The following is a 22,482-nucleotide window of genomic DNA, read 5'->3' as shown; positions in this document are numbered from 1 at the left end:
TGTTGACGCCCCCGATGCGGCCGTTAGTTAGGGGCAAACGCTACCGACTGCAACGAGGGGGGATGACGCCATGGCAAAAGTCGCGTTTCTGGGGCTTGGGGTGATGGGCTACCCGATGGCGGGCCATCTGGCCGCCAGGGGCCATGAGGTCACTGTCTACAATCGCACCGCCGCCAAGGCCGAGGTCTGGGTCGCCCAGCATGGCGGCCGCGCCGCCGCGACGCCTGCGCAAGCGGCGGCAGGGGCGGAATTCGTGATGGCCTGTGTCGGCAACGATGACGACCTGCGCGCGGTCTGCACCGGGGCGGAGGGTGCCTTTGCCGGCATGGCCGAAGGCGCGGTCTTTGTCGATCACACCACCGTTTCGGCGGCCGTGACGCGCGAGATGCACGAGGCCGCCGCCACCGCGGGCATCGGCTTTGTCGATGCGCCTGTTTCTGGCGGGCAGGCCGGGGCCGAGAACGGCCAGCTTGTCGTGATGTGCGGCGGCGCGCAGGCCTCCTATGACCGCGCCGAGCCGGTGATCGCGTCCTATGCCAAGGCCTGCCGCAGGCTGGGCGACAGCGGGGCAGGGCAATTGACCAAGATGGTCAACCAGATCTGCATCGCCGGGCTGGTGCAGGGTCTGGCCGAGGCGCTGCATTTCGCCGAGAAGGCGGGGCTTGACGGGCGCGCGGTGGTCGAAGTGATCGGCGGCGGCGCCGCCGGAAGCTGGCAGATGATGAACCGCTACGAGTCGATGATCGAGGACCGCTTCGATTTCGGCTTCGCGGTCGACTGGATGCGCAAGGATCTGGGCATCTGCCTTGCGACCGCCAACGAGACCGGCGCCAGCCTGCCGGTAACAGCCCTGGTCGATCAGTTTTACAAGGACGTGCAGAAACTTGGCGGCGGGCGCTGGGACACGTCGAGCCTGATCGCGCGGCTCAGGGCGATGGGCTGACAAGCCTGAAAGTGCCCCGCCGGAGCGCCAATCCGGCGGGGCACAAAATCCTGACGTCTGCGGCTCGAAGGCGCGCGGGACGATCTCAGGGGATGATGCGGGTGTATTTCGTGCCTTCGAGCGAGGCACCGACGATCAGGCCCTGCTGCCCGTAGACCAGCGCGACCACCGGATCGAGCGAGGTTCTGGTCGAGGCCGAGACCGCACCCGCGTCGTCCAGGAAGGCATATTCCAGATCCGCCCCCGCCGACCAGCCCGCCCCCGAGCGGAAGGCCTGCAACGCATCGGGCGTCATGAAGAACAGCGCATGGGCATATTGCTGCGCGCCGACCTGCAAGCCGAAACTGGCCTTGGTGGCCGAATAGTAATCCACCGTGACGTTGTTGATCCGCAGCGCGCCGCGGCCATAGGCCCCGCCCACCCACAGCCCCGCCTTGGTGATCAGCGGCATCCACAGCACGCCATGCGACTTGGCCTCAAGCTCCTGCGTGCCGGGATAGCGGCTGAACAGGAAGTTCCGCGTGCCATCCACCCGGTTGTCGAGCGATACGCCCCCCTGGCTGCCCACGCCATTGCCGCAGGCCGCCAGCGCCGTCGTCGCACCCATTACGCCGATGAATCCGCGGCGCGAAAGGCGCCCGGTCATGCTCTTGCTGTCTTGCATCGCTCTGTGCCTCTTGTTGTGGCCTTGCCGCCATTTGACACAAACTATAGAGGGGCAGCCGCGTCCTGTCACGCCCGCAGAGCGCGCGGCGGCGAATCCTTGCGCGCCGCCCTGCCTGCCGTCAGCCCGCGCGCAGCACCCGCGCCGCTTCGGGGGCGAAATAGGTCAGGATCCCATCGCAGCCCGCGCGCTTGAAGGACAGGAGGCTCTCCATCATCACCTTCTGGCGGTCGAGCCAGCCATTCTGCGCCGCCGCCATCAGCATCGCGTATTCGCCCGACACCTGATAGGCATAGGTCGGCGCGCCGAAGGCGTCCTTTACCCGGCGGCAGATGTCGAGATAGGGCATGCCCGGTTTCACCATCACCATGTCGGCCCCTTCGGACAGGTCGCGCTCGATCAGGCGCAGCGCCTCGTCGGTATTTGCCGGATCCATCTGATAGGTCTTCTTGTCGCCCTTCAGCGCGCCCGAGGCGCCCACCGCGTCGCGGAACGGCCCGTAGAAGGCCGAGGCATATTTCGCCGCATAGGACATGATCGCGACATCGCTGTGCCCGGCCGCCTCCAGCGCCTGGCGCATCGCGCCGATCCGGCCGTCCATCATGTCGGACGGGCCCAGGATGTCGGCCCCGGCCTCGGCCTGGGCCAGCGCCATCTTCACCAGCGCCTCGACGGTTTCATCGTTGACGATGATGCCGTCGCGCACGATCCCGTCATGGCCGTTGGAATTGTAGGGGTCGAGCGCGACATCGGTCATCACCGCGATCTCGGGCACCGCCGCCTTGATCGCGCGGATCGTGCGGTTCGACAGGTTCTCGGGGTTCCACGCCTCCTCGCAGAGTTCGGTCTTCAGCGCGGGATCGGTATAGGGAAACAGGCAGATCGCCGGAATGCCGAGTCCCGCCGCCTCTTCGGCCGCCCTGACCACAAGATCGACCGACCGGCGCACCACCCCGGGCATCGAGGGAATCGGTTCTTCCACGCCCGTCCCGTCGCGCACGAAGACCGGCCAGATCAGGTCGCCCACGCCCAGCGCGGTCTCGCAGGTCAGCGCGCGCAAGGCGGCCGTGCGGCGGGTGCGGCGCAGGCGCGTCATCGGGAAGGGGGCGAGGGTGGGGCGCATGGGCTACGGCTCCTTCAACATTGGCTGCGACTGGGTTACACGGATCGGATCGCACCTCAAGAGCGGGAATCGTCACGACTCGACCTCCGGCGCGCGAGGCCCCCGGAACGGAGACACCGCCCTCGTGAGTTTCACCCAGCAAGTCTTCGAACTGATCGACATGCGGTCCTTCTCGAATCTCTGGTACTGGATCGCGCTTGCCGTTCTGTGGTCGACCTCAAGCCACTGGGTTCTGGGCGTGCCCTATGATCTGGTGCAGCGCGCGCGCCGTCAGGGCGGCGAGGCGGCCGAGGACGTGGCCGATCTGGTGCGGATCAATGCCCGGCGCTACCTTTATGTCATGCGCGTCTCGGGGCTGTGGATCAGCGCCTTTGCGGGCTTTGCGCTGACCACGCTGGGGATGCTGGGTTTCGTCTATGGCAACGAGTTTTCGCAGGCGGTGTTCCTGCTTCTTGCCCCGCTGACGCTGGTCGGGTTGTGGACCCTGCGCACCGCACGATCCTATGAACAGCGCAACCCCAGCGGCGAGCGGCTTTACTGGCTGTTGCGCTGGCACCGGCTGGGGGTGCAGATCATGGGGATCCTCTCGATCCTTGTGACCGCCATGTGGGGAATGTGGCAGAACTTCACGATCGGCGTTCTGGGCGGTTGACAGCGCGCGCCCGGCGCTTATTCCCGGCGGCCATGTCACAGCCCCTGCACATCACCGTCGGCGGCGCGCCCGAGGGCTTCGACGCCCGACTTCTGGCCCGCGAACTGGAAAAGACCGGCCAGCCGGTGATCCATATCGCCCGGGACGACCGGCGGCTTGCGGCGATGCGCGCGGCGCTGGGGTTCTTTGCGCCCGAGGCGGTGGTTCTGGATTTCCCCGCATGGGACTGCCTGCCCTATGACCGGGTCTCGCCCAATCCCGATGCCGAGGCGGCGCGCATGGCGACGCTGGCGGCGCTGGTCCAGGGCCTGCCGGGGCCGTTCATCCTGCTGACGACGCTGAACGCCGTCACCCAGCGCGTCCCGGCCCGCGACGTGCTGCGCGATGCGTCCTTTACCGCGCTGGTCGGCACGCGGGTGGACGAGGCCGCGCTCAGGGCCTTTCTGGTGCGCATGGGCTTTACCCAGGCGCCGACGGTGATGGAGCCGGGCGATTACGCGATCCGCGGCGGGATCATCGACATCTATCCGCCGGGCGAGTCGGGGCCGGTGCGGCTTGACCTGTTCGGCGACGTGCTGGACGGCGCCCGCCGCTTCGACCCGGCCACCCAGCGCACCACGGAAAAGCTGAAGAGGATCGAGCTTGCGCCGGTCTCCGAGGTGATCCTCGATGAGGCCGCGATCACCCGCTTCCGGCAGAACTACCGGATCGAGTTCGGTGCGGCGGGCACCGACGATCCGCTATACGAGGCGGTCAGCGCGGGGCGAAAGCATGCCGGGATGGAGCATTGGCTGCCCTTCTTCCACGAACGGCTGGAAACGCTGTTCGACTTCCTGCCCGGCGCAAGCGTCTGGCTTGACGACCAGGTGACGCCCGCGCGGCTGGCGCGGTGGGAGGGGGTCGCCGACCAGTACGAGACCCGCCGCGAGGCGATGGCCCAGAAAGGCCGGATCGACACGGTCTACAAGCCTTGCCCGCCGGGGCTGCTGTATCTCGACGATGCCGCCTGGGAGGCGGCGCTGGCCGGGCATCGCGTTGTGCAGATGAACCCGCTGCCGCAGGGCACCGGCCCCGGCGTGATCGACGCGGGCGGGCGCATCGGGCGCAATTTCGCGCCTGAACGAAAGCTGGAACAGGTCAGCCTTTTCAGTGCGCTGAAGGATCATGTTCGGACGCGGCGCGAAGAGGGCGCCGTGGTGGTCGCGTCCTATTCCGAGGGCGCGCGCGAGCGGCTGAAGGGATTGCTGGAGGACGAGGGCGTGGCGGATGCCCGCCTTGCCGCCGATATCCGCGACGTGACCGAGAAGCGTGGGCTTTACCTGACGGTCTGGGCGCTGGAACATGGTTTCGAGGGGCCCGGGCTGACGGTCGTCTCGGAACAGGACGTGCTGGGCGACCGGCTGATCCGCGCGCCGAAGAAACGCCGCAAGGCCGAGAACTTCCTGACCGAAGCCCAGGCGCTGTCGCCGGGCGATCTGGTGGTGCATGTCGAACATGGCGTGGGCCGCTACACCGGGCTTGAAACGATCACGGCGGCGGGCGCCCCGCATGAATGCCTGGCGCTGGAATATGCCGGCGGCGACCGGCTGTATCTGCCGGTCGAGAATATCGAGCTTCTCAGCCGCTACGGCCATGAGGAGGGGCTGCTCGACAAGCTGGGCGGCGGCGCGTGGCAGGCCAAGAAGGCGAAGCTGAAGCAGCGGATCCGCGAGATCGCGGACAAGCTGATCCGGGTCGCCGCCGAACGCCATCTGCGCAATGCCCCGATCCTGGAGGCCGACCATCACCTGTGGGAGGCGTTTTCGGCCCGCTTTCCCTATCAGGAAACCGACGACCAGCTGGCCGCCATCGCCGATGTGATGAGCGACATGGCCAGCGGCACGCCGATGGACCGGCTGATCTGCGGCGATGTCGGCTTCGGCAAGACCGAGGTCGCCATGCGCGCGGCCTTTGTCGCGGCGATGTCGGGGGTGCAGGTGGCGGTGATCGCGCCCACCACGCTCCTGGCGCGCCAGCATGCCAAGGGCTTTGCCGAACGCTTCCGCGGCTTTCCGCTGGAGGTGCGCCAATTGTCGCGATTCGTCCCCGCGAAGGAGGCCGCGGCGACGCGCGCAGGCCTGGCCGAAGGGGCGGTCGATATCGTGATCGGCACCCATGCGCTGCTGGCCAAGGGGATCCGGTTCCGCAATCTCGGCCTGCTGATCATTGACGAGGAACAGCATTTCGGCGTGAACCACAAGGAACGGCTGAAGCAGTTGCGCAGCGACATCCATGTGCTGACGCTGACCGCCACGCCGATCCCGCGCACGCTGCAGATGAGCCTGACCGGCGTGCGCGATCTTTCGATCATCGGCACGCCGCCCGTCGACCGGCTGTCGATCCGCACCTATGTCAGCGAGTTCGACACGGTGACGGTGCGCGAGGCGCTGCTGCGCGAACATTACCGCGGCGGGCAAAGCTTCTTCGTCGTACCACGGATCGCGGATCTGCCCGAGATGGAGGCCTTCCTGCGCGACCACGTCCCCGAGGTGTCGTTCGTGGTGGCGCATGGCCAGATGGCGGCGGGCGAACTCGACGACCGGATGAACGCCTTCTACGACGGGAAATACGACGTGCTGCTGGCCACGACCATCGTGGAATCGGGCCTCGACATCCCCACCGCCAACACGATGATCATCCATCGCGCCGACATGTTCGGACTGGCCCAGCTTTACCAGATACGCGGGCGGGTGGGGCGGTCGAAGACGCGCGCCTATGCCTATCTGACCACCAAGCCGCGCGCGCCGCTGACGCCGCAGGCGCAGAAACGGCTGCGCGTGCTGGGATCGCTGGACACGCTGGGGGCGGGCTTCACGCTGGCCAGTCAGGATCTGGACATTCGCGGCGCGGGCAACCTGATCGGCGAGGAACAGTCGGGCCATGTCCGCGAGGTCGGCTTCGAACTTTACCAGTCGATGCTGGAGGAGGCGATTGCCCGGATCAAGTCGGGCGAGCTAGAGGGGCTGTCCGAGATCGAAAGCGACTGGTCGCCCCAGTTGAACCTGGGCGTGCCGGTGCTGATCCCCGACGATTACGTTGCCGATCTGGATGTGCGGCTGGGGCTTTACCGGCGGCTGTCCGGGCTGACGACCAAGGTCGAGCTGGAAGGCTTCGCCGCCGAACTGATCGACCGTTTCGGCAAGCTGCCGAAAGAGGTGAACACGCTGCTGCTGATCGTGCGCATCAAGGCCATGTGCAAGCGCGCGGGCATCGCCCGGCTGGATGCCGGGCCCAAGGGGGCGACGGTGCAGTTCCACAATGACAGGTTCGCCAATCCCGCCGGGCTGGTCGATTTCATCCAGGGCCAGAACGGACTGGCCAAGGTCAAGGACAACAAGATCGTCATTCGCCGCGACTGGACCAGGGACAGCGACCGGATCAAGGGCGCCTATGGCATCGCGCGGGATCTGGCAGAAAAGGTGAAGAACACGGCGTAAGTGACTTACGTCTCGGGGCGTTCCGGAAATTTCCGGATCAGCAGGAAAGCCGCGGCAACCGCCAGAAGGACGCCGGTCGCCAGCGGCCGCGGCGTCCCGTCGAAAGCCTGGCCGACCGGCACCGCCAGCAGCGCCGACATCACCGTGGCCAGCGCCCCGATGATCGAGGCGGCCATGCCCGCAACATGGCCCAAAGGCTCCATCGCCAGCGCGTTCAGGTTGCCGATGGTCAGGCCCAGCATCCCGAACAGCGTGATCGCCCACAGCATGAAGGCCGCGAACTCGGCACCCGGCGGCAGAAGCCCGCTCCAGAACAGCGCCGCCATCGCGACCGACAGCGCAAGCTGCGCACTCAGCGTGACCCGCACCAGGAAGCGCATGCCCAGACGGCCCACCAGCATCGCGTTGGTGAAACTCGCGCTCCCCGCGATCACCGCGATCAGGGCGAACCACAGCGGAAAGCTGTCCCCGCGGCCGAAATGGATGTCGAAGATCTGCTGGATCGAGGTCAGCAGCATGAACAGCACCGAAAAGATCAGCGTCTGAACCAGAACCGCGCGCCGCGCGACCGGATCGGCAAAGACCTCGCGCGCGGCGGCGCGCAGCGATGCGGGTTTCAGCGGACGGCGTCGGGCAGGGGGCAGCGTCTCGGGCAGGCGCAGCGCGTACCAGCCGACCGAGATCACCGAGAACAGCAGGAAGGCCAGAAAGATCGCGCGCCAGCCTGCCAGCGCGATGATGCCTGCGCCCAGCAGCGGCGCGATGGCGGGCAGGAGCGTGAAGATCATCATCACGAAGGACACGATCCGCGCCATGTCGCGCCCGGCATAAAGATCGCGGATCACCGCCAGCGCCACCACCCGCGGCGCCGCAGCGCCCAGCCCTTGCAGCGCGCGCCCGAACAGCACCAGTTCCAGCGACTGGCCCGTGCCCGCGATCATGGCGCCGACGACGAACAGCCCCGCGCCGCCCAGGATCACCGGCTTGCGGCCCAGCGAATCCGACAACGGCCCGACAACCAGCGTGCCGATCCCCATTGCCGCGACGAAGACGAGGACGACGAATTGCGCATGATTGAGATTTGCGGGCGCCAGTTCCCGACCGATCTCGGGCAGGGCGGGCAGCATCGCGTCGATGGAGAACGCCACCGTCGCGAACAGCAGCGCCATGATCGCGATGAATTCGGACCGCGAGACGCGCCTTTGCCCGGTGATATCCGCCTGTGCCATGCTGCCTCCGACCTCGGGGTTCTGATGCGACAGATCGGGCGCGACCGCCAGCGGATAAATCTCCGCTAGTGCAGCGGCTGCGCGCCGGGATCGCCCGCCAGTTCCGCGATGACCTGCACCCATAGCGCGGTGGGCTGGGCGCCCACCAGAACGTGGTGGTCGGCCACGATGAAGGTCGGCACGCCGGTCACGCCGCGGCTGCGGGCATGGGCATCGCGCGCGCGGATCGCGTCCGCATCGGCATCCGAGGCCAGAAGCCGCGCGACCATGCCGCTGTCCATCCCGACGGCCCCGGCAATCGCGGCCAGAACGCCGGTTGCGCCGATATCGCGGCCTTCCAGGAAACAGGCGTCGAACAGCGCCTGCACAGCCGCGTGCTGGCACCCCTCCAGCCCGGCCCAGTGGATCAGCCGCTGCGCATCCAGCGTGTTGGGCGTGCGGGTGATCGCGGCGAGGTTCAGTTCGATCCCGGCCGCGCGGGCCTTTTCGTCGATTTCGGCATAGGCGCGAACGGCCTCCATCTGGCCGCCGAACTTGGCTTCGAGATAGGCGCGCCGGTCCATGCCCGCGCGCGGCATGCCGGGGTTCAACTGGAAGGGCTGCCAGACGATCTCGAACGGGTGGTCGGGCCGGGCGTCCAGCGCGGCATCCAGCAGCCGCTTGCCGATCAGGCACCAGGGGCAGATCGGGTCGGCGAAGATGTCAAGCCGGACCATGGCCAGCCTCGTAGGATGCACGGATCTGGCGGCGGTTCAGCTTGCCGTTCGGGTTCTTCGGCAAGTCGTCCATATGGACGTAAAGCCGCGGCTGCTTGTAGCGGGCCAGCCGTTCGGCGGCAAAGGCGGCAAGCTGGTCCTCGGCCAGCGCCTCGCCGGTATAGAAGGCGGCGATCACGGAGGTATCGGCCTTGATCGCGATCTCGGTGGCGGCGACCTCGTGGATCGCGGGATGTTCCATCAGCGCGCGTTCCACCTCCAGCGGCGAGACCCGCACGCCGCCCGCGTTCAGCATGTCGTCATCGCGGCCCAGATAGGTGATCGCGCCATCCGCGGCCATTTCCACCATGTCGCCGGTCAGGAACCATTCGCCATGGAACCGCGCCGCGGTTTCGGCCTCGGCCTTGAGATAGCCCAGCATCAGCCCCGGATCGCGGCGCGAGACGGCCAGTTGCCCGGGCTCGCCGCGTTGCACGGGTTCCAGGTCCGGCCCCAGCACCGCGACCCTTCGGCCCGGCTGCGGATAGCCCGAGGAGGGCAGCGGCGCGGGCCGGGCGGGGCTGCCCGAGACGAAGGTGGAACATTCCGACATCCCCAGCGCCTCGTAGACGAAGGTGCCGGTGGTCTCGGCCCAGGCGGCGCGGGTGGCCTCGGGCATCTTCTCGCCCGCGGACAGGCCGTGGCGCAGTTTGGGCAGCACCAGATGGGGATAATCGCGCAGCATCTGGCGATAGACACCGGGCGCGGCGGCAAAGATCGTCGCGTCGAAGCGCTTCAGAAGCAGCGGCAATTGCGCGGGCCGCACGCCCGGCGCGGGGATCAGGGCGGTCGCCCCGATGGACCAGGGATCGAGCAACCCGGTGCCCAGCGTATAGGTCCAGTTGAAGGCGCCCGCATGCAGCAGCCGGTCCTCGGGCGTCAGGCCATACCAGCCTTCCCACATCATCCGCCGCGCCCAGACCGCGCGATGGGCATGGATCACGCCGCGCGGATTGCCCGAGGTGCCCGAGGTATAGACCACATAGGCCGGCCGGTCGGGATCGCCCAGCGCATAGCCCGCCGGGGCGTGCTCGTGCAGGGCGCGCTGCGCGTCGAGGTCCAGCACCGGCGCGGCGCAATCGGCGGGAAGGGCGACGCCCGGGCCGGCCAGGATCACCGCGGGCTCGATCTCGGCGGCAAGTTTCGTGATCTCGGGCGTTGTCAGCAGCGCCGAGGTCGGCACCGGCACCAGCCCCGCAGCGATCGCGCCCAGAAACCCGATGGGAAACTCCACCCCGTTGCCCAGCCGCAAGAGCACCCGCGCGCCGGGCGCCAGCCCCATCTGCGCCAGCCCCGCCGCAAGTCCGCGCACGGCGGCCTCCAGCCGGGCATAGCTCCAGCGTTCGGCGCCATGGGGGCCGATCACGGCCAGCGCGACCTTTTCGGGCGTGCAGGCGGCCGGGGCCAGCACATGGGCGGCCAGGTTGAACGGGGCGGGGCAGGGCGGCGGGGCGCCCTCGTCAAATATCGCTCGCATGGGCTGCGTGCTAGCCCCGCTGCCTTGCGGTTGCAAGGGGCCGGGAACGGGGCAGGCGGGCGGTCTCAGAACGCGTTGCGCACCGCGCGGGCCCCGGCCGAGATATCCTCGCCGATCCCCTCGACGGTGCCGCAGCCCGCAAGGGCCAGCAGGCCCAGCATCAGAAGCGTTCGGGTCATGGATCACTCCCTCTCGGACCACCAGATATCGGGGAGAAAACCGATCCAATCCCCGTATATCGGTATCGTTTCCGGATAGCGCAGCGTGGCGCGGTGGGCAATCAGCGAACTGGGCGCATACCAGACCGGGATCACATGCCGCCCGGTCGTCAGCACCCGGTCCAGCGCGCGGGTGGCCGCGACGAATTCCTCATGCGTTTCCGAGGTCAGCAGCGCCTCGATCATCGCCTCGGCGGCGGGGCTGGCCAGCCCCATCCAGTTGCGCGTGCCGGGTCGCGTGACCCCCTCCGCCCCCCAGTACAGCCGCTGTTCGTTGCCGGGCGACAGCGACAGCCCGACCGTGTAGAACGCCATGTCGAAATCATAGGCGTCGGTGCGTTCGGTATATTGCGCGTTGTCGACCGTGCTGATGCGCACCGCGATGCCCAGCCGTTTCAGCCCCTCGGCAAAGATGTCGACGATCTTCTGGCTCTCGGCCGCGCCCTGGCGCAAGAGGATCTCGAAGGTGAAGGGCCGGCCGTCGGCATCGCGCAGCACCCCGTCATCGCCCACGCGCCAGCCGGCGTCTTCCAGCCGGGCAAAGGCCATGCGCAGGTTCTGCCGGTTCGAGGGCCGCCCGTCCGAGACGGGCAGCGCATAGCCCTCCAGCGCGCCGGGCAGCAGCTCGTCGGCAAAGGGCGCCAGCAACGCGCGCACGCGGCCCTCGGCGGGGCCCGGTCCCATGCCCAGCTCGGAATTCGAGAAATAGGACGCGATGCGCGGCTGGGTGCCGCCGGTCAGCACGCCATTGATGAACTCGAAATCGAAGGCATGCAGCATCGCGTCGCGCACCCGCCAGTCGGCAAAGACCGGGCGGCGGCCATTCATCACCAGCCCGCTGATGCCGGTGGGCCGCGCATGCGGGATCTCGGCTTTCACGATCCGCCCCGTGGCGATGGCGGGGAAGTCATAGGCGCTTTGCCAGCGCGCCGCGCTCGATTCGCGGTAGATGTCGATTGCGCCGCCCCGGAACGCCTCGAACAGCACGCCCGCATCGGCATAGAACTCGATGCGGATCTCGTCGAAATTGTGCTGGCCCCGGTTCAGCGCCAGATCGCGCCCCCACCAGTCGGGGTTGCGGCGCACCAGGACGAACCGGCCCGGCTCGAACCCGGCGATGACATAGGGGCCTGACCCGATCGGCGCCTCCAGCCCGCTTTGCGCGAAATCGCGCCCCTCCCACTGCGCCTTTTTCAGCACCGGGCGCAGGCCCAGGATCAGTGGCAATTCGCGGTCGGCGGTGGTGAAGGTGAAGCGCACACTGCGCGGCCCCGTCGCCTCGGCCGTCGCGACCTTTTCCCAGGCGCTGCGATAGCGCGGGTGGCCCTGTTCGCCCAGCACGCTGAACGACCATAGCACATCCTCGACCGTGACCGGGCTGCCATCCGAGAAGCGCGCGCCTTCGCGCAGGGTGAATTCGACCCAGTCGCGATCCGGGCCGGTCTCGACCGATTCGGCCAGAAGCCCGTAAAGCGTGAAGGGTTCGTCCCAGGACCGGCCCATCAGGGTCTCGTAGCCAAGGCTGCGCAGCGCCCAGGGGGCGTTGCCCTTCAGGATGAACGGATTGAGGCTGTCAAAGCCCCCGGTTTCGCCCAGAACGATGCGTCCGCCCCGGGGCGCGTCGGGGTTCACATAGGGCAGCGACACAAAATCCGGTGGAAGCGCGGGCGCGCCATACATAGCGATGCCATGGGCGGGCTCGGCCTGCCCGAATCCGGCCATGCCGAACAGCAACGCCGCAGCCACCGCGATGCGCGCGCGGAGGGGATTCTTCTGTCTCATCTCGGCAACATTCCTGCCCGGTGCCTTGTATTCTTGGGGGCCAGCTTAGGCATGAGCGCCCGATTTTTCAAACTTTTAGCTTGGCCACCGGCGGCGGATTGCGTATACAGAGGTTACTGCTCGATAGGTTTCTTGCCTGTATGAAACCTGCCTCAATAACTTGACGCCCGCCCTGTGCGGGCGTCTTTTTTCGTGCCCGCGCCCGTCTGTGGCGCTTTCGCCGCGCCGCGGCGGGATGTAGGCTCCTTCGCAACCGTTTCGGGACATTGCGAGGGACGAAATGACGCTTTCCGGAAAGACCGCCATCGTGACCGGCTCCAATTCGGGGATCGGGCTTGGCATCGCGCAGGAACTGGCCCGGGCCGGGGCGGATGTGGTGCTGAACTCGTTCACCGACCGCGACGAGGATCACGCGCTGGCCGCCGACATGACGCAGGAACACGGGGTCAGCGTGCGCTACATCAAGGCCGATCTGTCCAGCGCCGACGCCTGCCGCGCGCTGATCGCCGAGGCAGGGGCCTGCGATATCCTGGTGAACAATGCCGGGATCCAGCATGTCGCGCCGGTGGATCAGTTCCCGGTCGAGAAATGGGACGCGATCATCGCGATCAACCTGTCCTCCGCGTTTCACACCACGGCGGCCGCGCTGCCGATGATGCGGGCGGCGGGCTGGGGGCGGATCGTCAACATCGCCTCGGCGCATGGGCTGACGGCCAGCCCCTACAAATCCGCCTATGTCGCGGCCAAGCATGGGGTGGTCGGGCTGACCAAGACCGTGGCGCTGGAAACCGCCGAGGAAGCGATCACCTGCAACGCGATCTGCCCGGGCTATGTGCTGACCCCGCTGGTCGAGGCGCAGATCCCCGACCAGATGAAGGCGCATGGCATGGACCGTGACCGCGTGATCCGCGAGGTGATGCTGGCCCGCCAGCCGTCCAAACAGTTCGCCACGGTCGAGCAGATCGGGGGAACCACCGTCTTCCTGTGTTCGGACGCGGCGGCCCAGATCACGGGCACGACGATCAGCGTCGATGGCGGCTGGACCGCGCTGTGAACGGATGCCCGGGCCAGCGGCCATGACGCCCCTGCGCATCAATCTGGCCTTGCAGGGCGGGGGCGCGCATGGCGCCTTTACCTGGGGCGTTCTGGACCGGCTGCTGGACGAACCCGGGATCGAGATCGCGGCGATCTCGGGCAGTTCGGCGGGCGCGCTGAACGGGGCCGCGCTGAAGGCCGGCCTGGTGGCGGGCGGGCCGCAGGCGGCGCGCGAGAATCTCGACTGGCTCTGGACGCAGGTCGGCGCGGTGGGCGATCTGCGGCTGACGCATTGGATGGCGGCCTTTACCCCCGGCGCGGGCACCGTGGCGCGGATGCTGGACGCAGCAATTCCCTGGTCGCTGGGCGACATGGCCAGCCGCATGGTCGGCCCCTATGCCTATGGCCCGTTCTACCGCAACCCGCTGCGCCGGATCGTCGAGCGGTTCGACTTCGATCGCGTCTGCGCCGCCCGGCCGCCCGCCTTCTTCGTCGGGGCGACCAATGTGCGCACCGGCAAGATCCGGGTCTTCGAGGGCCGCGCGATCACCACCGACGCGATCCTCGCCTCGGCCTGCCTGCCCACGCTGTTCCAGGCGGTCGAGGTGACCGACCCCGAGACGGGCGAGACGGATGCCTATTGGGATGGCGGCTATACCGGCAATCCGGCGCTGTTTCCCTTTCTCGCGCCCGATCTGCCCGGCGATGTCGTCGTGGTCTCGATCAACCCGCTGGAACGCGTCCGGGTGCCGGTCACGGGGCAGGAGATCCAGAACCGGATCAACGAGATCAGCTTCAACGCCTCGCTTCTGGGCGAGTTGCGCGCGATCCAGCAGGTGCGTGACCTGATCGACCAGGGGCGGCTGGACCGCGGCACGATGAAGGAGATCCGCGTCCACATGGTGTCCGACGACGCGCTGATGCGGCAGTTGAACGTGGCGACCAAGCTGGTGCCAAGCCCGCTTGTGCTGGACGAGTTGAAGCGCGCGGGTCGGGCGGCGGCGGATCGCTTCCTGGCCGAGGCCGGGCCCCGGATCGGGCAGGAAAGCAGCGTCGATCTGCACCGGCTTTGCGACTGAGGCGGGTCGCGCGGTCTACAGCCCCGCGAGCAGCCCCGCGGCAATCGCCCACATCACCAGCGCGATCCCCAGATCGAGCAGCCGCCAGGCGCGCGGGCTGGCCATCACCGGCGCCAGCAGCCGTGCCCCGTAGCCCAGCGTGAAGAAGAACACGAAAGACGCCGCGACCGCCCCGAGCCCGAAGGCCAGCCGGTCATCGCCGGGCGCGAACCGGGTCGAGACCGCCCCGATCAGCGCCAGCGTGTCGAGATAGACATGCGGGTTCAGCCAGGTCAGCGCCGCGGCCGTGCCCAGCACCGCCCAGACCGATCCGCCACGGCCCGCGGCCGCCAGCGCATGCCCGCCGCGGATCGCCGCACGCAGCCGAAGCGCGCCATAGACCACAAGGAAGGCCGCCCCGCCCAGCGTCATCGCCACCGGCAGCCAGGGCGCGGCGGCCGACATCCTGCCGAACCCCGCCACCCCCGCCGCGATCAGCACGGCGTCCGAGGCCGCGCAGAACAGGCATAGCGCGAAGACATGGCTCCGCATCAGCCCCTGGCGCAGCACGAAGGCATTCTGCGCCCCGATCGCGAGGATCAGCGACAGCGAGGTGGCGAAACCGGTCAGCGCGGCGCCGCTCACGCGGGATCACGCGCCGATCTTCTGGCGCCGCGCGATTTCCTGCAGCGGTTCGGGAACGGGCAGGGGGCGTTCCTCTGGCGACACCAGCCCGGCCGAGATGATGAGCTTGGCGGCCTCTTCCACGGACATGTCCAGCTCGATCACGTCGTTCTGCGGCACGAACAGCAGGAAACCCGAGGTCGGGTTCGGCGTAGTGGGCAGGAACACGGCCAGCATCTGCTCGTCCTGCGGGATGCGGCGGTTGATCTCGCCGCGTGCGCGGGTCGACACGAAGGCCACCGCCCACAGGCCCTTGCGCGGATACTCGATCAGAACCGCCCGGTCGAAACTGGCCTCGGACTGGGCAAAGACCGTCTCGGCGATCTGCTTGAGCCCGTTATAGATCGAGCGGACGATGGGCATCCGGCCCACCAGCCGCTCGCCCCAGCCGATGAAGGACCGCCCGATCAGACCCTTGGCGGTCCAGCCGACAAGCAGGGTGAACAGAAGAAAGAAGATGACCCCAAGGCCGCGGATGTCGATGCCGATATATTGCTCGGGCTTGAACTGGTTCGGCACCAGCGGCAGCACGAAGCCGTCGATCCAGCCGGTGACCGTCCAGATCAGCCAGACGGTCAGGCCGACAGGGGCGATCACCACCAGACCGGCGAGAAAGTTGTTCCTGAGCCGCGCGAAGAGCGACCGCCCGATATGGCGGCCATGTCCGTCCTGCGGATCCGTCTGGTGCTGGTCGTCTTTCTCGAACATGGCTGTCATCCCGGCTGATGACCAAAGCTAGGTTCGGGCAGGTCTCGGCGCAATAGCGGGCTCGGATGTCGGGCGCATCATCCCTTGCCGGAGGCGGCCCGGGATCGACGCGGGGCAGGTCCACATGGTCAGACCGATGGGTTGGCGGCGCTGACGGCAGGGGCTTGCCATCCTGTCGGCAATGTTCTAACGGCTGGCGCACTTCACAGGCGGGGTTGGGTCCTTGCGGGGAGACATCCCGCTTGCGGTCCGCCGGTTGGGCAATCGCCCTTAAAGCCCCGCCAAGGCGCAAACCGGAAAGGAAAAGGCATATGGCGCTTCCCGAGTTCACGATGCGTCAGCTTCTCGAAGCTGGCGTTCATTTCGGCCACCAGACCCAGCGGTGGAATCCCCGCATGGGCGAATTCATCTATGGCGACCGCAACGGCATCCACATCATCGACCTGACGCAGACCGTCCCGATGCTGGACGCCGCGTTGAACGTCATCCGCGAGACGGTTGCCAGGGGCGGCCGCATCCTCTTCGTCGGCACCAAGCGCCAGGCGCAGGGTCCGATCGCCGATGCCGCCGAGCGTTGCGCCCAGTACTACATGAATCACCGCTGGCTGGGCGGCACGCTGACCAACTGGAAAACGGTGTCCCAGTCGATCAAGCGTCTCAACGAGATCGACGAACAGATGGCGACGGGTGCCGAGGGGCTGACCAAGAAGGAACGGCTCGGGATCGAACGCGAGCAGGCCAAGCTGCAGGCAAGCCTTGGCGGCATCCGCGAAATGGGCGGCCTGCCGGACCTGCTGTTCGTCATCGACGTGAACAAGGAAGACCTGGCCATTCTCGAAGCCCGCAAGCTGGGCATCCCGGTGGTGGCGGTGGTCGATACCAACTGTTCGCCCAACGGCGTGGATTATGTGATCCCCGGCAATGACGACGCCGCCCGCGCGATCCAGCTTTACTGCGATCTGGCCGCCCGTGCGGCTCTGGACGGCATGTCGGCGCAGATGGACGCCGCAGGCGTCGATATCGGCGCGCTGGACGAGGCGCCGGTCGAGGACGTTCTGGCCGAGGCCACGGAAGAAGTCGCCGAAGAGACCGCCGGGGCCTGAGCCCGGCCTGTCACGGGATTGATACCGGGCGCGGATATCGCCGCGCCCGGAACTGCATTCGACAATCGAGGAGAGCCGAGCCATGGCAATCACGGCTAGCATGGTGAAAGACCTGCGCGACAGGACCGGCGCGGGCATGATGGACGCCAAGAAGGCGCTGACCGAAACCGACGGCGACATGGAGGCGGCCATCGACTGGCTGCGGACCAAGGGGCTGGCCAAGGCCGCCAAGAAATCCGGCCGCACCGCCGCCGAGGGGCTGGTGGCCGTCGAGGTCACGGGCGGCAAGGGCGTCGCCGTCGAGGTGAACTCGGAAACCGATTTCGTGGCCAAGAACGCCGAGTTCCAGGCCATGGTGGCGGGCATCGCCAAGGCGGCGATGGGCGCGGCCGATCTGGACGCGCTGCTGGCCGCGGATCTGGGCGGCAAGTCGGTCGCCGACACGCTGACCGACAAGATCGCCACCATCGGCGAGAACATGACGCTGCGCCGCATGGCCTGCATCGAGGGCGAGACCGTGGTCAGCTATGTCCACAACGCCGCCATGCCCGGCATGGGCAAGATCGGCGTTCTGGTGGCGATGACCGGCGGCGACGAGGCGTTCGGCAAGCAGGTCGCGATGCACGTTGCCGCGGCGAACCCCGCCTCGCTGGGCGCGGCCGATCTCGATCCCGCGCTGATCGAGAAGGAACGCCAGGTCCAGATCGACATCGCCCGCGAAAGCGGCAAGCCCGATTCGGTCATCGAGAAGATGATCGAGGGCCGGATGAAAAAGTACCTGTCCGAGGTCACGCTGCTGGGCCAGGCCTTCGTGATGAATCCCGACCTGACCGTCGAAGCGGCCGCTGCCGAGGCTGGCGCCACGATCACCGGTTTCGCTCGGCTTGAGGTCGGCGAAGGCATCGAGAAGGTCGAGGAAGACTTTGCAGCCGAGGTCGCCAAGGCGGTCCAGGGCTGATCGCCACCCGGACCCGGGGGCAAACGAATTGGGGGCGGTCGGGGCAGGGGTCCTGGCCGCCCCCGGTCGTTTCGGACGCACACGTCACATGCCGCAAGGGGCGGCCTTCGGCACATGCACGGCAAAGCCGGAGGCGGTGCAGCCACCCCTTGGCCACACCGCCCCCACACTTCCCACCGTCCCCCAAAAGGTCGAACCGCGCGAAGCGGATAACACGATGCGACCGAGTATAGGCCGCATCGTGCTGGTCCCGGTCTCCCGGGGAGCAGACACACCGCCTAAATCAAGGGGTCATGCCAGCCCTTCAGTTCCTTGGCCCAAGGCCACCACTCACGGAACACGCAGATGATTGCCATTTAACCCACGGCCGAGGAAGTGAGGGAATCCATACTCGCCGCGGTTGCGGGATGATCGAATCGCGCGCAAGTCAGTTCCGCGTGCTGAAAATCTGGTTCTGGAACCACGCCTTGAGCACCGCCTGCGCGGTCGTCTCGACATCCAGCGTCTCGCGCGCAAGGCGCAGATGCTTCTCGACCGTTGCGGGCGTCACGCCCAGGATCGTCGCGATATCCTGGGCGGTCTTGCCGTCGCCCACCCATTCCAGCACCTCGCGCTGGCGCGGTGTCAGCGGCGGGCGGGTGGAAAGATAGGGAAGGTTCTGGACCTTGAGATGCATCACCTCGTTCTGCAGCAGGATATCCGCCCCGTGCTCGTCCCAGACCGCATCCGCGTCGTCCTGCGTCATCCCGTCGCGCGCCACCAGCCCGATCGCCCCCTTGGCGCGGGCCGATATGTCCCGAAAGGATATGGAATATCCGACATTGATTCCCATCGAGTGATTGAATTCCAATGTCCGCTCTTCGGCCGGGGTCAACGCGCCCAGCGCGCGGCGGTCGCGCAGCTCGCGCCAACTGCAGTATCCTTCGTTCTCGGCCGCCCAGCGCACCATGGGCGCATCGCGATACATTTCCCGGTCGACGAAGATCCGCATGTAGTCCGGGCTGAGATTGGACAGCACCAGCAGGTCGTCCTTGTCGCCCAGGGAATTGGCGGTGCGGAACCGGGTGAACCCATATATCAGCCGGTCGAAGCCGTAGGCGGCCATCCGTCTTGTGTGACAGGCCCATAACTCTTCAACGGTCTTGGCAGCGACGATGAGTTTGAGATGCTCGAGTGGCATGGCACCTCCATGGTTGCAGGGAACGGCACGACGCCCGGAACCGCGAGTGACGGTGCGAAGACGCTCGCCCTTTCTTCAATCCGGTCCGGATTTCTAGGCCGGACGCGCGCAGCATGTCGAGAGGCCACGCACCGCGACCCGCAACCTGCGCGTTAGAGAGGCCGACCGGCAACAGCCCGGGCAGGTGGGCGGCGCGGTCTCGGATATGCCGGATGTCTTGCCAAGGGCGTTGTCGTCCTGGAACCTCAATGGATTGAAAGAGTTCCGCCGCGTCCTTTATATTACATAATACTGATTATCGGATTTAAGGGTCGCAGCGGGGCTCGGACATGCTGTTCCCGATGCGCCGATCAAGGAAACCTGTCATGGCGTCCATGTCCCGATCCCCCGCCCCGAACCGAACCTGCTGCGGCGCGTGTTGCGGATGCCCGGCCAGACGGAACGCCGCGCCCGAAGATATCGACCTGCTGCGGTCGACGCCGGTGGCACTCATGCGCGCCGAGATCTTGGCAGCCACCGATGCGTTGATCGAGGGCCTGCACACGCGCGGCTGATCCGGCGCCGCCTGACGGGTCTCAGTTCACCGGCAGGAAGACCGTGAAGGTGCTGCCCTTGCCCTCGATGCTCTCGATCCGGAACCGGCCGCGGTGGCGGTTCACGATATGCTTGACGATGGCCAGCCCCAGCCCCGTGCCGCCCATCTCGCGCGAGCGATGGCTGTCGACCCGGTAGAACCGTTCGGTCAGCCGCGGGATATGCACCGGATCGAAACCCTCGCCGCGGTCGATCACGTCGATCCGCACGCCCGGGCCGCGGAACGCCAGTTCGCGCTCGCTTTGCGTCATGCGCACCAGAACGCTTCCGCCCGATGCGCCATACTTGATGCCGTTCTCGATCAGGTTCTGGAATACTTGGGTCAACTGGTCCGAATCCCCCAGGACATGGACCGGCGCATCGGCCCCCTCGTGGGTGAGTTCGACCCCCGAATCGATGGCGATCGGTCGCAGGGTCTGAACCGAACTGCGCACCAGGGCGGCGACGTCCAGCCGCGCATCCGGCCGCACGCGCTCGTCTGCCTCGACCCGGCTGAGCGACAGAAGATCGCTGACCAGCCTGTTCATCCGCTTCGCCTCGCGCCCCATGATCTCTAGAAATCGCGCGCGCGCCGCGGCATCGTCCCGCGCAGGACCCTGCAAGGTCTCGATGAATCCCAGAAGGGCCGTCAGCGGCGTCTTCAACTCATGGCTGACATTGGCCACGAAATCACGCCGGATCTGGCCCATCTGCTCGCGCTCGGTGACGTCGGTGAAGACCACGACAACCCCCGCGCCGCCATCGGGGCCAAGCGGGCTTGCAACGACCTCGTAAGTGGCTTCCCGCGTGACCTCGGTCGTCAGGAAACGCACCTTGCGCGCCTGACGCAGCCGCAGGGCCTCTTCGACGCAATCCAGAAGCGCCGGCTGGCGCAATACGGTGATGTAGTGCCGCCCGGCGCCCGCCACACCGAATAACTGCGTCGCGGAGGAGTTCATCGCCAGCACACGTTCCGTGCGGTCGATCAGCAGGACCGGAAACGGCATGCCCGCAATGATCCATGGCGCGAGATCGGCAGTCATGGGCGGGCTCCGCAAGGCGTTTCTGCGTCCACAGGGCGAAAACGGACGTAACGGAAATCAGGCGCGATGGTGATCGGGGTTTGCGCGGGGGTCGAATTGACCCTATAACGACTTTTGCGGCCTGTCTGAAAGGTCAGGTTGACAAGCTTTAATTGAGTCGAGGCGCCTCCATGGCGCCGCACAGTGGAGCGGCCTGCATGGAGCAACGCCACCTCAAAATCGACGCGCGGGTCGTTCGGCCTGTCGCGCCGTCTCTGGCCCTGCTCGTCGGTTTTGAGCAAGACGATCACCCCAACCATTGCATGCCCTTCTCCGCAGGTCGCTGCGAAAGCCTGCCCTACGCATTGCTGCATGCCGCGCTCGCCTGCGTGCCCTGGGCCGATTATGTGGTCTCGCCACTGGTCGGCGACCAGTTCGATGCGCTGGATCTTGCCGCGCAGCTGGAGCTTGCGGGCTATCGCGGGCGCTACATGGTGGTGACCCCGTCCCTGCCTGCCCCCGGCGTGATCCGCCGCGAGATCGAACAGCTTTGCCCCAGCCTGACGGTCGAACTGATCCCGCGCGCCCGGATCTAGACGGGTATCGGGGGCGGCAAACCTGCCCCGGTGGCGTTCTGGGACGCCTAGCGGACAGGGCATCGGGAAATCCGGGGCCTCACGCGACCGCCAGCCCGGCCCGGAAGCGGCGCATCGCCAGCTGGTAGTTCCGCGCAGACTTGCGCAGCCCTTCGATCGCGGCCGCGTCGAGCTGGCGCACCACCTTGGCCGGGCTGCCCATCACCAGGCTGCCATCTGGGATTTCCTTGCCCTCGGTGACCAGCGCGCAGGCCCCGATCAGGCAATTGTCGCCGATCACCGCCCCGTTCAGCACCGTGGCGCCCATGCCGATCAGGGTATTGTTGCCGATGGTGCAGCCATGCAGCATCGCCTTGTGCCCGATGGTGCAGCCTTCGCCGATCACCAGGGGAAAGCCCATGTCGGTGTGGCAGACCGTGTTTTCCTGGATGTTGGTCCCTGCCCCCACCGTGATCGGTTCGTTGTCGCCCCTCAGCGTGGCGCCGAACCAGACCGAGGCGCCCTGCCCCAGGATCACCTTGCCGATCACGTTGGCATCGGGCGCGACCCAGAAATCGCCATCCTCGGGAAGCGTGGGCGCGATGCCGTCAAGGGCGTAAAGCGTCATGGCAGGGCCTCGAATTCGGCCTGAAGCGCGCGGACATGGGCCGTCAGGTCCGGCTGCTGGCTGCGGCGCAGGCGGGTTGCGGTCAGGATCGTCTTCAGCTTTTCCTCTGTCGCGTCCAGATCGTCGTTGACCAGCACGAAATCGTAGCCGTCCCAGTGGCTGATCTCGTCCCAGCTTTTCTGCATCCGTTTCGCGATGGTCTCGGCCGTATCTTGGCCACGCGCCACAAGCCGGCGGCGCAGTTCCGCGATCGAGGGCGGCAGCAGGAAGATCGACAGCGTGTGCTGGCCCAGGGCCGAGTTGCGGATCTGCTGGGCGCCCTGCCAGTCGATATCGAACAGCACATCGCGCCCGGCCTCGATGGCGGCGCGCACCGGTGCCTCGGGCGAGCCGTAGAAATTGCCGAAGACATAGGCATGTTCCAGCATCGCGCCGCGGGCGACCTCGGCCTTGAAGGCGGGTTCGGTCTGGAAATGATAATCCTGCCCGTCCACCTCGCCCGGCCGGGGCGGGCGCGTCGTGGCCGAGACCGAGAACAGGATATCCCGGTCCCAGTCGCGCAGCCGCCGCGCCAGCGTGGACTTGCCTGCGCCGGACGGCGAGGACAGGATGATGAGAAGACCCCGCCGCGCCCCCATG

Annotated in this window: 22 protein-coding genes; 9 read left to right on the top strand and 13 right to left on the bottom strand. The window is 67.2% G+C overall.

Features of this window, described 5'->3' with window-relative positions:
- Positions 1-70 precede the first annotated feature (70 nt).
- The gene (locus EV216_RS12630) at positions 71-943 is read left to right on the top strand and encodes an NAD(P)-dependent oxidoreductase (RefSeq protein WP_132695892.1); all 873 of its coding nucleotides are present in this window, start codon (positions 71-73) and stop codon (positions 941-943) included.
- 85 nt (positions 944-1,028) lie between these two features.
- On the opposite strand, the gene EV216_RS12625 is transcribed toward EV216_RS12630, so the two are convergent.
- Both EV216_RS12625 and hemB read right to left on the bottom strand, forming a co-directional pair.
- Complete coding sequence (locus tag EV216_RS12625) at positions 1,029-1,550, bottom strand: lipid-binding SYLF domain-containing protein (protein WP_243642071.1); 522 nt, start codon at positions 1,548-1,550, stop codon at positions 1,029-1,031.
- A 178-nt stretch (positions 1,551-1,728) separates the two neighbouring features.
- A complete protein-coding gene (gene hemB, locus EV216_RS12620; RefSeq protein ID WP_132695890.1) occupies positions 1,729-2,730 on the bottom strand; it encodes a porphobilinogen synthase in 1,002 nt (333 codons plus the stop codon).
- A 124-nt stretch (positions 2,731-2,854) separates the two neighbouring features.
- Here hemB and EV216_RS12615 point away from each other — a divergent pair, with 124 nt between their 5' ends.
- Together EV216_RS12615 and mfd are read left to right on the top strand one after the other, a co-directional pair.
- Complete coding sequence (locus EV216_RS12615; RefSeq protein WP_243642070.1) at positions 2,855-3,382, top strand: component of SufBCD complex; 528 nt, start codon at positions 2,855-2,857, stop codon at positions 3,380-3,382.
- Positions 3,383-3,414: 32 nt separating this feature from the next.
- Complete coding sequence (gene mfd, locus EV216_RS12610) at positions 3,415-6,858, top strand: transcription-repair coupling factor (RefSeq protein WP_132695889.1); 3,444 nt, start codon at positions 3,415-3,417, stop codon at positions 6,856-6,858.
- 5 nt (positions 6,859-6,863) lie between these two features.
- On the opposite strand, the gene EV216_RS12605 is transcribed toward mfd, so the two are convergent.
- The 5 genes from EV216_RS12605 to EV216_RS12585 form a co-directional block, all read right to left on the bottom strand.
- Positions 6,864-8,087 carry a multidrug effflux MFS transporter gene (locus tag EV216_RS12605; RefSeq protein WP_132695888.1) on the bottom strand — a complete coding sequence of 408 codons (1,224 nt, stop codon included), beginning with the start codon at positions 8,085-8,087 and terminating at the stop codon, positions 6,864-6,866.
- Between the two features lie 65 nt (positions 8,088-8,152).
- Positions 8,153-8,803, bottom strand: a complete 651-nt coding sequence (locus EV216_RS12600; RefSeq protein WP_132695887.1) for a DsbA family oxidoreductase — start codon at positions 8,801-8,803, stop codon at positions 8,153-8,155.
- Positions 8,790-10,319 carry a class I adenylate-forming enzyme family protein gene (locus tag EV216_RS12595; protein WP_132695886.1) on the bottom strand — a complete coding sequence of 510 codons (1,530 nt, stop codon included), beginning with the start codon at positions 10,317-10,319 and terminating at the stop codon, positions 8,790-8,792. Before EV216_RS12595 ends, EV216_RS12600 begins: the two co-directional genes overlap by 14 nt.
- A gap of 65 nt (positions 10,320-10,384) precedes the next feature.
- A complete protein-coding gene (locus EV216_RS12590) occupies positions 10,385-10,498 on the bottom strand; it encodes an entericidin, EcnA/B family (protein ID WP_132695885.1) in 114 nt (37 codons plus the stop codon).
- A gap of 3 nt (positions 10,499-10,501) precedes the next feature.
- A complete protein-coding gene (locus tag EV216_RS12585) occupies positions 10,502-12,319 on the bottom strand; it encodes an extracellular solute-binding protein (protein WP_132695884.1) in 1,818 nt (605 codons plus the stop codon).
- Positions 12,320-12,599: 280 nt separating this feature from the next.
- On the opposite strand from EV216_RS12585, the gene EV216_RS12580 reads away from it, so the two are divergent.
- Positions 12,600-13,373: a 3-hydroxybutyrate dehydrogenase gene (locus EV216_RS12580; RefSeq protein WP_132695883.1), complete on the top strand. Its 774-nt coding sequence runs from the start codon at positions 12,600-12,602 to the stop codon at positions 13,371-13,373.
- A 22-nt stretch (positions 13,374-13,395) separates the two neighbouring features.
- Positions 13,396-14,433, top strand: coding sequence for a patatin-like phospholipase family protein (locus EV216_RS12575; RefSeq protein ID WP_132695882.1), 1,038 nt, complete (start codon positions 13,396-13,398; stop codon positions 14,431-14,433).
- A gap of 15 nt (positions 14,434-14,448) precedes the next feature.
- Here the strand turns inward: EV216_RS12575 and EV216_RS12570 are convergent, their stop codons facing one another.
- A complete protein-coding gene (locus tag EV216_RS12570) occupies positions 14,449-15,057 on the bottom strand; it encodes a LysE/ArgO family amino acid transporter (protein WP_132695881.1) in 609 nt (202 codons plus the stop codon).
- A 6-nt stretch (positions 15,058-15,063) separates the two neighbouring features.
- Entirely contained in the window at positions 15,064-15,804 is a 741-nt protein-coding gene (locus tag EV216_RS12565; RefSeq protein ID WP_424511185.1) for a DUF502 domain-containing protein, read from the bottom strand.
- Positions 15,805-16,115: 311 nt separating this feature from the next.
- Between EV216_RS12565 and rpsB the strand changes: the two genes are divergently transcribed.
- Together rpsB and tsf are read left to right on the top strand one after the other, a co-directional pair.
- A complete protein-coding gene (gene rpsB / locus EV216_RS12560) occupies positions 16,116-16,907 on the top strand; it encodes a 30S ribosomal protein S2 (RefSeq protein WP_132695879.1) in 792 nt (263 codons plus the stop codon).
- 82 nt (positions 16,908-16,989) lie between these two features.
- Positions 16,990-17,865, top strand: coding sequence for a translation elongation factor Ts (gene tsf / locus EV216_RS12555; protein WP_132695878.1), 876 nt, complete (start codon positions 16,990-16,992; stop codon positions 17,863-17,865).
- A gap of 427 nt (positions 17,866-18,292) precedes the next feature.
- Here the strand turns inward: tsf and EV216_RS12550 are convergent, their stop codons facing one another.
- Entirely contained in the window at positions 18,293-19,045 is a 753-nt protein-coding gene (locus EV216_RS12550; RefSeq protein ID WP_132695877.1) for a LuxR family transcriptional regulator, read from the bottom strand.
- Positions 19,046-19,410: 365 nt separating this feature from the next.
- On the opposite strand from EV216_RS12550, the gene EV216_RS12545 reads away from it, so the two are divergent.
- Positions 19,411-19,599, top strand: coding sequence for a hypothetical protein (locus EV216_RS12545; protein ID WP_132695876.1), 189 nt, complete (start codon positions 19,411-19,413; stop codon positions 19,597-19,599).
- A 21-nt stretch (positions 19,600-19,620) separates the two neighbouring features.
- Here the strand turns inward: EV216_RS12545 and EV216_RS12540 are convergent, their stop codons facing one another.
- A complete protein-coding gene (locus tag EV216_RS12540) occupies positions 19,621-20,661 on the bottom strand; it encodes an ATP-binding protein (protein ID WP_132695875.1) in 1,041 nt (346 codons plus the stop codon).
- Positions 20,662-20,963: 302 nt separating this feature from the next.
- Between EV216_RS12540 and EV216_RS12535 the strand changes: the two genes are divergently transcribed.
- Positions 20,964-21,236, top strand: coding sequence for a hypothetical protein (locus EV216_RS12535; RefSeq protein WP_132695874.1), 273 nt, complete (start codon positions 20,964-20,966; stop codon positions 21,234-21,236).
- Positions 21,237-21,315: 79 nt separating this feature from the next.
- Here EV216_RS12535 and EV216_RS12530 read toward each other — a convergent pair whose 3' ends face one another.
- Both EV216_RS12530 and gmk read right to left on the bottom strand, forming a co-directional pair.
- On the bottom strand, positions 21,316-21,843 hold the full coding sequence (locus EV216_RS12530; protein WP_132695873.1) for a gamma carbonic anhydrase family protein: 528 nt from the start codon (positions 21,841-21,843) through the stop codon (positions 21,316-21,318).
- Positions 21,840-22,481, bottom strand: a complete 642-nt coding sequence (gmk, locus tag EV216_RS12525) for a guanylate kinase (protein ID WP_132695872.1) — start codon at positions 22,479-22,481, stop codon at positions 21,840-21,842. The genes EV216_RS12530 and gmk overlap by 4 nt, the downstream gene beginning before the upstream one ends.
- Position 22,482 lies beyond the last annotated feature (1 nt).

Origin of the sequence: Rhodovulum steppense, from assembly GCF_004339675.1 — a bacterium.
In the GTDB taxonomy this organism is placed as follows: Bacteria; Pseudomonadota; Alphaproteobacteria; order Rhodobacterales; family Rhodobacteraceae; genus Rhodovulum; species Rhodovulum steppense.
Note: the sequence above shows the minus strand (reverse complement) of the source record. Positions and strands in the feature narration are given on the sequence as shown.

What these genes read in the sequence shown, in the direction of transcription:
- EV216_RS12540 (WP_132695875.1), bottom strand. Translation starts at nt 20,661, where the DNA reads ATGACTGCCGATCTCGCGCCATGGATCATTGCGGGCATGCCGTTTCCG.
- EV216_RS12630 (WP_132695892.1), top strand. Translation starts at nt 71, where the DNA reads ATGGCAAAAGTCGCGTTTCTGGGGCTTGGGGTGATGGGCTACCCGATG.
- EV216_RS12545 (WP_132695876.1), top strand. Translation starts at nt 19,411, where the DNA reads ATGGCGTCCATGTCCCGATCCCCCGCCCCGAACCGAACCTGCTGCGGC.
- gmk (WP_132695872.1), bottom strand. Translation starts at nt 22,481, where the DNA reads ATGGGGGCGCGGCGGGGTCTTCTCATCATCCTGTCCTCGCCGTCCGGC.
- EV216_RS12530 (WP_132695873.1), bottom strand. Translation starts at nt 21,843, where the DNA reads ATGACGCTTTACGCCCTTGACGGCATCGCGCCCACGCTTCCCGAGGAT.
- rpsB (WP_132695879.1), top strand. Translation starts at nt 16,116, where the DNA reads ATGGCGCTTCCCGAGTTCACGATGCGTCAGCTTCTCGAAGCTGGCGTT.
- EV216_RS12595 (WP_132695886.1), bottom strand. Translation starts at nt 10,319, where the DNA reads ATGCGAGCGATATTTGACGAGGGCGCCCCGCCGCCCTGCCCCGCCCCG.
- EV216_RS12565 (WP_424511185.1), bottom strand. Translation starts at nt 15,804, where the DNA reads ATGTTCGAGAAAGACGACCAGCACCAGACGGATCCGCAGGACGGACAT.
- EV216_RS12585 (WP_132695884.1), bottom strand. Translation starts at nt 12,319, where the DNA reads ATGAGACAGAAGAATCCCCTCCGCGCGCGCATCGCGGTGGCTGCGGCG.
- tsf (WP_132695878.1), top strand. Translation starts at nt 16,990, where the DNA reads ATGGCAATCACGGCTAGCATGGTGAAAGACCTGCGCGACAGGACCGGC.
- EV216_RS12550 (WP_132695877.1), bottom strand. Translation starts at nt 19,045, where the DNA reads ATGCCACTCGAGCATCTCAAACTCATCGTCGCTGCCAAGACCGTTGAA.
- EV216_RS12535 (WP_132695874.1), top strand. Translation starts at nt 20,964, where the DNA reads ATGCCCTTCTCCGCAGGTCGCTGCGAAAGCCTGCCCTACGCATTGCTG.
- EV216_RS12600 (WP_132695887.1), bottom strand. Translation starts at nt 8,803, where the DNA reads ATGGTCCGGCTTGACATCTTCGCCGACCCGATCTGCCCCTGGTGCCTG.
- mfd (WP_132695889.1), top strand. Translation starts at nt 3,415, where the DNA reads ATGTCACAGCCCCTGCACATCACCGTCGGCGGCGCGCCCGAGGGCTTC.
- EV216_RS12605 (WP_132695888.1), bottom strand. Translation starts at nt 8,087, where the DNA reads ATGGCACAGGCGGATATCACCGGGCAAAGGCGCGTCTCGCGGTCCGAA.
- EV216_RS12625 (WP_243642071.1), bottom strand. Translation starts at nt 1,550, where the DNA reads ATGGGTGCGACGACGGCGCTGGCGGCCTGCGGCAATGGCGTGGGCAGC.
- EV216_RS12580 (WP_132695883.1), top strand. Translation starts at nt 12,600, where the DNA reads ATGACGCTTTCCGGAAAGACCGCCATCGTGACCGGCTCCAATTCGGGG.
- EV216_RS12575 (WP_132695882.1), top strand. Translation starts at nt 13,396, where the DNA reads ATGACGCCCCTGCGCATCAATCTGGCCTTGCAGGGCGGGGGCGCGCAT.
- EV216_RS12590 (WP_132695885.1), bottom strand. Translation starts at nt 10,498, where the DNA reads ATGACCCGAACGCTTCTGATGCTGGGCCTGCTGGCCCTTGCGGGCTGC.
- hemB (WP_132695890.1), bottom strand. Translation starts at nt 2,730, where the DNA reads ATGCGCCCCACCCTCGCCCCCTTCCCGATGACGCGCCTGCGCCGCACC.